The sequence below is a fragment of the Micromonospora sp. NBS 11-29 genome, assembly GCF_002140155.1.
GTDB lineage: Bacteria > Actinomycetota > Actinomycetes > Mycobacteriales > Micromonosporaceae > Micromonospora.
The window spans coordinates 233,584-245,675 of sequence record NZ_NAPR01000011.1 but is presented as its reverse complement, the minus strand read 5'-3'; the positions used below and the strand labels follow the sequence as shown (position 1 = coordinate 245,675).

General features: G+C 73.6%; 9 protein-coding genes and 3 pseudogenes. 8 read left to right on the top strand and 4 right to left on the bottom strand.

Annotation, left to right across the window (positions count from 1 at the left end):
- Positions 1–234: 234 nt before the first annotated feature.
- The 8 genes and pseudogenes from rapZ to B1205_RS14780 all read left to right on the top strand — a co-directional run bounded on the left by rapZ (position 235) and on the right by B1205_RS14780 (position 7,280).
- Positions 235–1,143, top strand: coding sequence for an RNase adapter RapZ (rapZ, locus tag B1205_RS14815; RefSeq protein ID WP_176308606.1), 909 nt, complete (start codon positions 235–237; stop codon positions 1,141–1,143).
- Positions 1,140–2,138: a gluconeogenesis factor YvcK family protein gene (locus tag B1205_RS14810; RefSeq protein ID WP_089156143.1), complete on the top strand. Its 999-nt coding sequence runs from the start codon at positions 1,140–1,142 to the stop codon at positions 2,136–2,138. Before rapZ ends, B1205_RS14810 begins: the two co-directional genes overlap by 4 nt.
- Before the next feature lie 54 nt (positions 2,139–2,192).
- The gene (gene whiA, locus B1205_RS14805; protein WP_018788213.1) at positions 2,193–3,173 is read left to right on the top strand and encodes a DNA-binding protein WhiA; all 981 of its coding nucleotides are present in this window, start codon (positions 2,193–2,195) and stop codon (positions 3,171–3,173) included.
- Between the two features lie 264 nt (positions 3,174–3,437).
- Positions 3,438–4,442 carry a type I glyceraldehyde-3-phosphate dehydrogenase gene (gene gap, locus B1205_RS14800; protein WP_089156142.1) on the top strand — a complete coding sequence of 335 codons (1,005 nt, stop codon included), beginning with the start codon at positions 3,438–3,440 and terminating at the stop codon, positions 4,440–4,442.
- 52 nt (positions 4,443–4,494) lie between these two features.
- On the top strand, positions 4,495–5,694 hold the full coding sequence (locus tag B1205_RS14795; protein ID WP_089156141.1) for a phosphoglycerate kinase: 1,200 nt from the start codon (positions 4,495–4,497) through the stop codon (positions 5,692–5,694).
- Positions 5,695–6,486 (top strand): triose-phosphate isomerase, encoded by a 792-nt coding sequence (gene tpiA / locus B1205_RS14790; protein WP_089156140.1) that lies wholly within the window; start codon positions 5,695–5,697, stop codon positions 6,484–6,486. It abuts the gene before it with no gap.
- Positions 6,487–6,581: 95 nt separating this feature from the next.
- A pseudogene (secG, locus tag B1205_RS14785) lies at positions 6,582–6,833 on the top strand (preprotein translocase subunit SecG); the annotation flags it as partial.
- A 102-nt stretch (positions 6,834–6,935) separates the two neighbouring features.
- Positions 6,936–7,280 carry an RNA polymerase-binding protein RbpA gene (locus tag B1205_RS14780; protein ID WP_089156162.1) on the top strand — a complete coding sequence of 115 codons (345 nt, stop codon included), beginning with the start codon at positions 6,936–6,938 and terminating at the stop codon, positions 7,278–7,280.
- 56 nt (positions 7,281–7,336) lie between these two features.
- Here the strand turns inward: B1205_RS14780 and pgl are convergent, their stop codons facing one another.
- The 4 genes and pseudogenes from pgl to B1205_RS14760 form a co-directional block, all read right to left on the bottom strand.
- On the bottom strand, positions 7,337–8,107 hold the full coding sequence (gene pgl / locus B1205_RS14775; protein WP_089156139.1) for a 6-phosphogluconolactonase: 771 nt from the start codon (positions 8,105–8,107) through the stop codon (positions 7,337–7,339).
- Between the two features lie 70 nt (positions 8,108–8,177).
- Complete coding sequence (locus tag B1205_RS14770; RefSeq protein WP_089156138.1) at positions 8,178–9,194, bottom strand: glucose-6-phosphate dehydrogenase assembly protein OpcA; 1,017 nt, start codon at positions 9,192–9,194, stop codon at positions 8,178–8,180.
- Positions 9,191–10,595 (bottom strand): annotated as a pseudogene (gene zwf / locus B1205_RS14765) (glucose-6-phosphate dehydrogenase). The gene B1205_RS14770 and the pseudogene zwf overlap by 4 nt, the downstream one beginning before the upstream one ends.
- A gap of 50 nt (positions 10,596–10,645) precedes the next feature.
- Positions 10,646–12,092: pseudogene (locus B1205_RS14760) on the bottom strand (glucose-6-phosphate isomerase); the annotation flags it as partial.

Below are 12,092 nucleotides of genomic sequence, written 5' to 3'. Positions count from 1 at the left end.
GCTCGCGGCTCGCGGCTCGCGGCTCGCGGCTCGCGGCTCGCGGCTCGCGGCTCGCTCGGCCCCGGGTCGGACGACGAGCAGGAAACCGGACAACCCCCTGTTCCGGTGGTCACCCCGTGGAATCCCGGGCGGGGTCGCAGCCGTTAGAGTCGGCGACTGACCATTCGCGGCCGACCGGCCGCGGCGCCACGGCTGGGGGTACGGGTGAGCGAGGCGCGCACGGCGGACGACCTGGTGCCGACGAACGCGGAGACACCGCTGGGGCGGCCCGCGCCGACCGAGTCGGACACCTCCCTGGTGGTGGTGACCGGCCTGTCCGGCGGCGGGCGCAGCACGGTGGCCCGGGCGTTGGAGAACGTCGGCTACTACGTGGTCGACAACCTGCCCCAGGCGCTCCTGCTGGACATGGCCGAGTTGGCGTCCAAGGCCGGCGGCGCGGCCCGGCGTACCGCGATGGTGCTGGACGTGCGCTCCCGCGCCTTCTCCACGGACCTGGCCGGCGCGATCCGGGAGTTGGGCGAGCGCGGCTTCTCGCCCCGGGTGGTCTTCGTCGACGCCGACGACGAGGTGCTGATCCGGCGGTTCGAGAGCGTGCGCCGCTCGCACCCGTTGCAGGGCGAGGGGCGGCTGGCCGACGGCATCGCGGTCGAGCGGGCGCTGCTGGAGGAGGCCCGCGACCAGGCCGACGTGATCATCGACACCAGCCACCTCAACGTCAACCAGCTCCGTCGCCGGGTCGAGGAGTTGTTCGGCGGTGAGGACGCCCGCCGGCTGCGGATCACCGTGCTGTCGTTCGGCTTCAAGTACGGCCTCCCGCCGGACGCCGACTTCGTGATGGACGCCCGGTTCCTGCCCAACCCGTACTGGGTGCCGGAGCTGCGCGAGCACACCGGGCGGGAGGAGGCGGTCAGCGCGTACGTGCTGGGTCAGGAGGGTGCGGACGCCTTCGTGGCCGGCTATGCCGACCTGGTCAACGCCACCACCGCCGGCTTCGAGCGGGAGGGCAAGCGCTACCTGACCGTGGCCGTCGGTTGCACCGGCGGCAAGCACCGCAGCGTGGCCATCGCCGAGGAGCTGGCCGTCCGGCTGCGGGCCTCCGGCATCGCCGCCAACCCGCAACACCGGGACCTGGGGCGGGAGTGAACCCGACCAGGGTGGTGGCGTTCGGCGGCGGGCACGGCCTGTCGGCGTCGCTGCGGGCGCTGCGACACTGCGTACCCGGACTGGACCTGGACATCACCGCGGTGGTCACGGTCGGCGACGACGGTGGCTCCAGCGGCCGGTTGCGCGCCGAGCGCGGCGGCCTTCCTCCGGGTGACCTGCGGCAGGCGCTGGTCGCGCTCGCCGGGGACCATCCGGCGACCCGGCGCAGCGCGGCGCTGTTCCAGCACCGCTTCGCCGCCGCCGCGCCGCCGCCGGTGCCCGGGGCGCCGGCCGGTGGCGCGGGTGACCCGCTGGCCGGCCACGCGGTCGGCAACCTGCTGCTGCACGGGCTGACCGAGCTGCTCGGCGACCCGGTGGCCGCGCTGGACCACGCCGGCGCGATGCTCGGCGCGGTCGGGCGGGTGCTGCCGATGTCCCGGCAGCCGGTGGGCATCGAGGCCCGGGTCCGCGGCGTCGACCCGGCCCGCCCGGACGAGGTGCGCACCGTGCGTGGGCAGCACCAGGTGGCGGTCACGGCGGGCACGGTGGAGTCGCTGCGGCTCACCCCGGCCGCGCCGGGCGCGTGCGCCGAGGCGGTGACCGCGGTACGCGCCGCCGACTGGCTGATCTTCGGGCCGGGGAGCTGGTACACCAGCGTGCTCCCGCACCTGCTGGTGCCGGGCCTGGCCGACGCGATCGTCTCCAGTCCGGCACGCCGGCTGGTCACGCTCAACCTGGTGGCCGAGAAGGAGACATCCGGGCTCTCCCTGCCCGAGCACCTGGACACGCTGCGGCGCTACCTGCCCGAGCTGAAGGTGGATCTGGTGCTCGCGGATTGCACGGCGGTGGGTGACCCCGCGGCGGTCGAACGTGCGGCAGAATCTCTGGGTGCCCGGCTGGTCCTCGCCCCCGTCGCCGTCACCGACGGCACACCCCGTCATGATCCAGCCGCACTGGGCGCCGCACTGGTGCCCGTCCTGGGCGCCGATCGTTAGACACGTACGTAATCACCGGCGACACGCCGGAACCGGTCCTGAGGGGGCGCTGGAATGGCGATGACGGCTGCGGTCAAGGACGAGCTGAGTCGGGTCGACGTACCCAAGCCCTGCTGCCGGCGGGCGGAGATGGCCGCGCTGCTGCGCTTCGCCGGCGGCCTGCACATCGTGTCGGGTCGCGTGGTGGTCGAGGCGGAGCTGGACACCGGCGCGGTGGCCCGCCGGCTGCGGCGGGAGATCGCCGAGGTGTACGGCTACCCGAGCGAGATCCATGTGCTCGCCTCGGGCGGCCTGCGCAAGGGCAGCCACTTCATCGTGCGGGTGGTCAAGGACGGCGAGGCGCTGGCCCGGCAGACCGGCCTGCTCGACGTGCGGGGCCGCCCGGTGCGTGGCCTGCCGCCGCATGTGGTGGCCGCGAACGTCTGCTGCGCGGTGTCGGCCTGGCGGGGCGCGTTCATGGCGCACGGCTCGCTGACCGAGCCGGGGCGTTCCAGCGCGTTGGAGATCACCTGCCCGGGGCCGGAGTCGGCGCTCGCGCTGGTCGGGGCCGCCCGCCGGATCGGCATCACCGCGAAGAACCGCGAGGTGCGCGGCGTGGACCGGGTCGTGGTCAAGGACGGTGACGCGATCGCCGCGCTGCTCACCCGCATCGGCGCGCACTCCAGCGTGTTGGCCTGGGAGGAGCGTCGGGTACGCCGGGAGGTGCGCGCCACCGCCAACCGACTGGCCAACTTCGACGACGCGAACCTGCGCCGCTCGGCCCGCGCCGCGGTGGCCGCCGCCGCCCGGGTCACCAGGGCGTTGGAGATCCTCGCCGACGACGCGCCCAACCATCTCACCTCGGCGGGCCGGCTGCGGTTGGAGCACCGCCAGGCCTCGTTGGAGGAGTTGGGTGCCCTGGCGGAGCCGCCGCTGACCAAGGACGCCATCGCCGGCCGCATCCGCCGGCTGCTCGCGCTGGCCGACAAGCGGGCCCGTGACCTGGGCATCCCGGATACCGAAGCGGCCGTCACGCCGGACATGCTCGTGGTCTGATAGGACGGTGGGGCGACGTCGCGCGAGCGGGATCACCACCCGCCGCAGCGGGCCGCCGCGCGCTCGGATAGGGTCGATGAGTACGGCAAGGGGGCCGAACAGGCACTCCTCGCCGCTCTCACCGCCTCGGGCGGTCAGGTCTGGAACGGACCGCGGCGGGGTGGCCGAGATGAATCGTCAACGGCCGGCTCCAACGGTCGGCGCACACACTTCCGCCGGCTGTGGTCTGACGCCGGCGGACCAGAACGCGAGGAGATGGGACCTGTGACCATCCGGGTTGGCATCAACGGCTTCGGCCGGATCGGCCGCAACTTCTTCCGGGCAGTGCTGGCGTCCGGCGCCGACATCGAGGTCGTGGCGGTCAACGACCTGACCGACAACGCGACGCTCGCCCACCTGCTCAAGTACGACAGCATCCTCGGCCGTCTCCCGCACGAGGTGAAGGCCACCGCCGACGAGATCACCGTGGGCGGCAAGACCATCAAGGCGTTCGCCGAGAAGGACCCGGCGAAGCTGGCGTGGGGCGAGGTCGGCGCCGACGTCGTCATCGAGTCGACCGGGTTCTTCACCGACGGCGGCAAGGCGAAGGCGCACATCGACGGCGGGGCCAAGAAGGTCATCATCTCCGCGCCGGCGAAGAACGAGGACGTCACCGTGGTCATGGGCGTCAACCAGGACCAGTACGACCCGGCCAAGCACACGATCATCTCGAACGCCTCCTGCACCACCAACTGCCTCGCGCCGATGGCGAAGGTGCTGCACGACACGTTCGGCATCACCAAGGGTCTGATGACCACCATCCACGCGTACACGCAGGACCAGAACCTCCAGGACGCGCCGCACAAGGACCTGCGCCGCGCCCGGGCCGCCGCGCTCAACATCGTGCCGACCTCGACGGGCGCCGCGAAGGCGATCGGCCTGGTCCTGCCGGACCTGAAGGGCAAGCTCGACGGCTACGCGCTGCGGGTGCCGATCCCGACCGGCTCGGCCACCGACCTGACCGTCGAGGTCGGCCGGGAGACCAGCGTGGACGAGGTCAACGCCGCGCTGAAGGCCGCCGCGGACGGCCCGCTCAAGGGCATCCTGGTCTACAACGAGGACCCGATCGTGTCCGCCGACATCGTCACCGACCCGGCGTCGTGCATCTTCGACGCGCCGCTGACCAAGGTGATCGGCAACCAGGTCAAGGTCGTCGGCTGGTACGACAACGAGTGGGGCTACTCCAACCGCCTCGTCGACCTGGTCAAGCTGGTCGGTAGCTCCCTGTGAGTGCGAGGAGTGAGCTTGCGAGCCCCGCAGTCACGAACGGAGGGCCGGCTCTGTGAGCATCCGCAACCTCGACGACCTGCTCGCCGAGGGGGTGTCGGGTCGGCGCGTGCTGGTGCGCGCCGACCTGAACGTCCCGCTCGACAAGCAGACCGGTGACATCACCGACGACGGGCGCATCCGCGCGGTGCTGCCGACGCTGAGCGCGCTGGTGCAGGCCGGCGCGAAGGTGGTCGTCTGCTCGCACCTGGGCCGCCCGAAGGGCGCGCCGGACCCGCAGTTCAGCCTCCGCCCGGTCGCCGGGCGGCTCGGCGAGCTGCTCGGTGCCCCGGTGAGCTTCGCCGAGGACACCGTCGGTGACTCCGCGCGGTCGACCGTGGCCGGGCTGGCCGACGGTCAGGTCGCGCTGCTGGAGAACCTGCGGTTCAACAAGGGTGAGACCAGCAAGGACTCCGCTGAGCGGGGCGCGTTCGCCGACCAGCTCGCCGCGCTCGGCGACGCGTACGTCGACGACGCGTTCGGCGCGGTGCACCGCAAGCACGCCAGCGTGCACGACGTGCCGGCGCGGCTGCCGCACGTCGCCGGCCGGCTGGTGCTGCGCGAGGTCGAGGTGCTCAGCAAGCTGACCGGCGAGCCGGAGCGCCCGTACGTGGTGGTGCTCGGTGGGTCGAAGGTCTCCGACAAGCTGGCCGTGATCGAGGCGCTGCTGCCCACGGTCGACCGGCTGCTCATCGGCGGCGGGATGTGCTTCACCTTCCTCAAGGCCCAGGGCCACGAGGTGGGCACGTCGCTGCTGGAGGAGGAGATGGTCGAGACCTGCCGCAACCTGCTGGAGCGCGCCCCGGGCAAGATCATGCTCCCGGTCGACGTGGTGGCCGCGGACGCCTTCGCCCCGGACGCCGCGCACGACACCGTGCCCGCCGACGGCATTCCCAGCCACCGGCTGGGCCTGGACGTCGGCCCGGAGACGGTGGCCGGCTTCGCGGCCGTGCTGTCGCAGGCGAAGACCATCTTCTGGAACGGCCCGATGGGCGTGTTCGAGATGGCGGCGTTCGCCAACGGCACCCGTGGCGTGGCCGAGGCGATCACCAAGGCCGACGCGTTCAGCGTGGTCGGTGGCGGCGACTCCGCCGCGGCGGTGCGGGCCCTGGGCCTGGACGAGTCCTCGTTCGGGCACATCTCCACCGGCGGCGGCGCGTCCCTGGAATACCTGGAGGGCAAGACCCTCCCCGGCATCGCGGCTCTGGAGAACTGAATGGCGAGCACCACCCGCCGGCCGCTGATGGCCGGCAACTGGAAGATGAATTTGAACCACCTCGAGGCGAACCTGCTGGTGCAAAAGCTCGCCGCGAGCCTCACCGAGAAGCAGCTCACCGACGTCGAGTGCGTGGTGCTGCCGCCCTTCACCGACCTGCGTACCGTGCAGACCGCGGTGGACGGCGACAAGCTGCTGATCGGCTACGGCGCGCAGGACCTGTCGCCGTTTGCGTCCGGCGCGTACACCGGCGACATCGCCGGGTCGATGCTGGCCAAGCTGGGCTGCACCTACGTGACGGTCGGGCACTCCGAGCGGCGGCAGTTCCACTACGAGGACGACGCGCTGGTCAACGCGAAGGTGGCGGCGGCGCTGGCGAACGGGCTCACCCCGATCCTCTGCATCGGCGAGGGGCTGGAGATCCGTGAGCAGCTCAAGCAGGTGCCGCACTGCTGCGACCAGCTCGACGGCGCGCTGAAGGGGCTCACCGCGGAGCAGGTCACCAAGGTCGTCGTCGCGTACGAGCCGGTCTGGGCGATCGGCACCGGCAAGACGGCGACGCCGGAGGACGCGCAGGAGGTCTGCGGCGAGGTGCGCAAGCGGCTCGTGGAGACCTACGACGAGACCACCGCGGAGCAGGTCCGGATCCTCTACGGCGGGTCGGTGAAGGCGTCGAACGTCGCCGCGATCATGGCTCAGCCGGACGTGGACGGCGCTCTGGTGGGGGGCGCGAGCCTGGACGCGGAGGAGTTCGCGCAGATCTGTCGGTTCCCGGAGCACACGGCCCGCTGATCGCTCGCTATCCTTGACGCTGCCCGTCCACCGGCCGGTGCCGCAGTGCCCGACAGGTCCGGGCAGTGATCGCAACGAGAGGACTGACCCCCGCCATGCCGATCTGGTTCGCCTACACGATGATCACGTTGCTGGTCATCACCAGCGTGCTGCTCACCCTGCTGATCCTCCTGCACCGCGGTAAGGGCGGCGGGTTGTCGAGCATGTTCGGCGGCGGCGTCAGCTCCAGCCTGGCCGGTTCCTCGGTGGCCGAGAAGAACCTCGACCGCTACACCGTTCTGGTGGGGATCGTCTGGTTCGCCTGCATCGTCGGCCTCGGGCTCTGGCTGCGGCTGCAAATGGCCAGCGNGGTCCGTCACGGACCGCGCGCAGTTTTGTTTCTCCGCCCGTCGCCCGTCGCCGATCCCTCCCGACGACGGTCCCCCTCCGACGACAGGGAGTGCGCAATCGTGCCCAGCAACAACGTCATCCGCGGCACCCGGATCGGGTCCGCCCCGGAGCGCTTCGACCAGCGTGCCGAGCCGGCTCCGCGCCGGCCGGTCGTCTTCTGGTGCCGCCACGAGCACCGGGTCGAGTTCCTGATCGCCGCCGAGGCGGAGACCCCCACGTCGTGGGACTGTCCCCGCTGCGGGGAGCCGGCCGGCCCCGAACCGGGCAACCCGCCGGGCCGCCCGCGCGCCGAGCCCTACAAGACCCACCTGGCGTACGTCCAGGAGCGGCGCACGCCGGAGGAGGGTGAGGCGCTGCTCGCCGAGGCCCTCGCGGCGCTGCGCCGCCGTCGCGGTCGCGCCTGAGGGGCGTTAAGAAGGGGCCCCGCCTATACCGTGGGCGTTAAGCGGGGCCCCTCCTTTCACCGCAAGCTGCGGGCACGCAGCGGAAGGTCGGCCGCCGCCGCGCGGTCCAGCAGCCAGAGGGTACGGGAGACGCCCCGCACCCCGGCCGCCGGAAGTTGCACCGGCCCGGCGCCGGCCAGCGCCATGCTCACCGCCCGGGCCTTGTCCGCCCCGGCGGCGACCAGCCAGACCTCCTCGGCGGTGTTGATCGTCGGCAGCGTCAACGTGGTGCGCACCGCCGGCGGCTTCGGGCTGCCCCGCACGGCGCTGACCGGCCGGTTGTCGTGGTGCACCGGGTGCTCCGGGAACACCGACGCCACATGCCCGTCCTCGCCCACGCCGAGCATCAGCACGTCGAAGTGCGGCAGCGCGGCGTGACCCGGCCGGGCGGCGGCGGCCAGCTCCCGCGCGTACCCGGCGGCGGCCGCCTCCGGGTCGTCGCCGGCCGGGCCGTCCGACGCCGGCATCGGGTGCACCCGGGCCGGGTCGAGCGGCACCGTGTCCAGCAGCGCCGCCCGGGCCTGCGTCTCGTTGCGCTCCGGGTCACCGGCCGGCAGGAACCGCTCGTCACCCCACCACACGTCCACCCGGGACCAGTCGACGGCGTCCCGGGCGGGCAGCTCGCCGATCGCCCGGTAGACCGCCGCGGCGATCCGACCGCCGGTCAGCACCACCGACGCCTGGCCACGCTCGGCCTGCGCGTCGAGCAGCTTCACCACCAGCCGGGCCGCCACCGCCTGCGCCAGCAGGTCGGGGTCGGCGTGTACGGCGACACTCGCCTCGGTCATCCGTCCTGCCCTCGTGTTCCGACCGCCCCGTGGCGGTCATCCGTGCCGGTCGACCGCCCGGTCCGGGCGGTCACTCGTTCGCCGTCGCGCCCGCGTGCGCGGTCACGCCGGCCTCCGCGCGCCGTGCGGTCGCCGGATCCTTCCAGACGTGCACCCGCTGGGCGGGGCGCTGGTCCAGCCCGGTCAGCCCGGCCGTCGCGCCGAGCGCCTCGGCGTACACCTGGTCGGCGTCGAGGCGGCGCAACTCCTCGGCCAGCTCGTCCCCGAGCGGCCGGCGGACCAGCGGGAGCGTCCGGTCGTCCTGCCCGGTACGGCGGAAGACGGCGATGCTGTCGTCCCGGGTCAGCGTCAACTCGTCGCCGTTGGCGCAGCGGAGCTGCACCTCGCGCATCCGGGGGAACTCGCCGGTGTGCTCCCACGACGGGTCGATGCCGAGGCGGGCCTTCAGCCAGCCCTGCATCAGCGCCGCCGTCGGGTCGGTGGGCGGCGCCACCACGGTCGCCTCGGTGACCCGGGCCTGGGTGGTGTCGAACGCCCCGGCGACCAGCGTGCGCCACGGGGTGATCCGGGTCCAGGCCAGGTCGGTGTCGCCCGGGGCGTAGTCGCGGGCCCGCTGCCGCAGCGCGGCGATCGGGTCGGCGGCCTGCGCCGAGTCGGTGATCCGCCGGTCGGCGACCACGCCGAGGAAGTCGGTGGCGATCTCGTCCGGCGGCTCGCCGTGCCACCAGGTCACTACCGGCACGTCCGGCACCAGCAGCGGCATCACCACGGACTCGGCGTGCAGCGCCAGCCGGCCGTACATCCGGGTCACCACCGCCTCGCACGGCCCGAGCCGGCCGCCCACGACGATCTCCGCGTCCAGCCGGTTGCGGTCCCGCTCCACGTCGGAGCGGACCACCACGAGCAGCCGGCAGGGATGCGCGGCGGCGGCGATGGTGGCGGCCGCCTCCGCCTCCCGGACCCGCTTCTCGTCCACCACGACGATCAGGGTGAGCGCCATGCCGCTGGCCACCCCGCCCGCGCTGCGCCGTTCGGCGGCCAGCGCCTTCACCACCTCGTTGCCGGTGGTGTCCCACAGCCCGATCATGCTCTTCTCCAAGCCCGGCCCTCGTGGGCCAGCATCTCGTCGGCGGCCCGGGGACCCCACTCGCCGGCCCGGTACGGCTCCGGCGTCGTGCCCTCCCAGGCATGCTCCAGCGGGTCGACCACCTGCCAGCTCTGCTCGACCTCGGCGGCGTCCGGGAACAGCGTGCGGTCGCCGATGAGCACGTCCAGCACCAGCCGCTCGTACGCCTCGGGGCTGGACTCGGTGAACGCCTCGCCGTACTGGAAGTCCATCGCGATGTCGCGGACCTCCATGGTGGTGCCCGGCACCTTGGAGCCGAACTTCAGCACCACGCCCTCGTCCGGCTGCACCCGNGCGGCGCCTTCTTGAACATGATGGCCACCTCGGTGACCCGGCGCGGCAGCCGCTTGCCGGCGCGGATGTAGAACGGCACCCCGGCCCACCGCCGGTTCTGGATGGCCAGCTTCACCGCCACGTACGTCTCGGTGGTGGAGCCCTCCGGGACGCCGTCCTCCTCCAGGTAGCCCTTGGCGCGCTCACCGCCGACCCAGCCGGGCAGGTACTGCCCGCGCACGGTGTCCCCGGCGATGTCCCGGGGCACGGCGATGGCCTTGAGCACCTTCAGCTTCTCGGCCCGGATCTCGTCGGCGTCGAAGCTCGTCGGCTCCTCCATCGCGACCAGCGCCAGCAACTGGAGCAGGTGGTTCTGGAGCACGTCGCGGGCGGTGCCGACGGAGTCGTAGAACGCGGCCCGGGTGCCGATGCCGACGTCCTCGGCCATGGTGATCTGCACCGAGTCGACGTACTTGGAGTTCCATAGCGGCTCGAACAGGTTGTTGGCGAACCGCAGGGCCAGGATGTTCTGGACCGTCTCCTTGCCCAGGTAGTGGTCGATGCGGAAGACGTCCTGGCTGGTGAAGACGTCGTCGACCAGGTCGTTGAGCNCCCGCCGGACTTCTCGTTGTCCGCCATGCCGGTGCGGGCGAGCTGCTTGAGCACCACCGGGAAGGCCGCCGGGGGGATGGAGAAGTAGAAGGCGGCGTTGCCGTGGATGCCGTGCGAGTTGCGCAGCTCGTCCAGGGTCGTGGCGAGCTGGTCGAAGGCGGCGTCGTCGTCGAACGAGCCGCCGACGAACTTGATGTTGCCGGCGAGCCGGGCCCAGACCTCCTCGCGCCACGGGGTGCGGGCGTGCTTCTTGGCCGCCTCGTGGGCCAGCGACTCGAAGTCGCCGTCGCCCCAGTCCCGGCGGGCGAAGCCCAGCACCACGAACCCGGGCGGCAGGAGCCCCCGGTTGGCCAGGTCGTAGACCGCCGGCAGCAGCTTCTTCCGGGCCAGGTCCCCGGTGACCCCGAAGATCACCAGGGCGCACGGCTCGGGGATCCGCGGCAGCCGCCGGTCCTGGGGGTCGCGTAGCGGGTTCACCGGGCCACCTCCTCCTGCATCTCGGTCCGCTGATTCCAGGTCAATGATCGTCACGTACGTGTCCGTCCGGCCGTATCCAGCAGTTGGGCGACGCCCGCCGCCCGCTCGGTCAGGTGCAGTCGCAGCACCGGTCGCTCCCGGCGGGCCAGCGCCCGCCGGTCGCCGGCGGCCTGGGCCGCCTGGAGCTCCCCGAAGGTGTACGGGCGACCGGGCACCTCCAGATCATCGGTGACCGCACCGGTGATCTGGAGGTGCCCGCCCGACCCGTCGGTGTGGCCCGGGTGGCGGGGGCCCCACCCGAAGGTCACCGGCCGACCGGTGGCCCGGGCCAGCAGGGGGCGCAGCCCGGCCACCGCCGAGTCGGCCCGCCGGTCCAGGTGCGCGGTGATCGCGAGGTGCGCGTCGGAGTCCGGCCCGTCGCCGAGCCACCGCAGCGCGCCGGCCAGGTCGGTGGGGGCGCCGGCCGGGGCGTACACCTCGATCGCGCCCTCGACCGACGACGGCGGGCCGGTGTCCGGTGCCGGCGCGTCGTCGTCCGCGGTGCCCGCCGGCTCGGCGAACGGGTCGACCCGCAGCGTCACCGCAGCGGCCGCGGCGGCGTACTCCCAGGCCAGGAAGTGCGCGCCGAGCGGGCCGTTGACCGCCACGTCGGCGGCCACGCCGGGCCCCGCACCCGGGCCGAGGGCGCCGCCGAGGTCGACCGTCAGCACGCCCGCGCCGGTGGCGCCGGGCGCGTCGGGGGACTCCACCGCGATCGGTAGCACCCGCCCGCCGGTCGCCGCGGCGAGCAGCGCGGCAACCCAGTGGCGGAGCCCGTCCAGGCCGGTGCCGTCGGGCACCAGCGCGACCGTGGCCCGGCCGTCGCCGGCCGCCGCGCCCAGGGCCGCGCCCAGCGCGAGGCCCGGATTGTCGCGGTCCCGGTCGAGCGCGCCGCCCAGGGCCGCGGCCTCGTCGATCAGTTCGGCNCGCGCCGGCCAGCGCGGCGGGAACCAGGCCGAACGCGGTGAGCGCGGCCCAGGGCCCGCCGACGCCCGGCTCGGCCGGGATCACCACCGCGCCCAGCTCGTCGGCGAGCGCCTCCAGCGCCGAGCCGGGCTCGGTGACCACCACGACGTGCCGGACCGCCTCCGGCCCGGCGTCCCGCCACGCCTGCCGGTAGACCCGCAGGTGGGCGTCGGTGGTCCGGTCCAGGTCGCGGCCGGCGAGCACCAGCACGGTACGCGCCGGCCGGTCGGCCAGCGCCGCCCGGACCGGACCCGGATCGGCGGTGTCGAGCACGGTCAGCGGTCGGTCCAGGCACCCGGCGATCACCTCGGCGGCGAGCGTCACGTCACCGGCGCCGGCCAGCACCACGTGGTCGAGGTCGGCCAGCTCGGCGGTCAGCTCGGCGAGCTGGGGGAGCAGCTCGCGGCTGCGGTGGTGGGTGTCCAGCCAGCCCGACCGGGCGCGGGCCGACGCCTCGGCCGCCGGCCCCCAGAGGCTCGGGTCCCTGGCGGC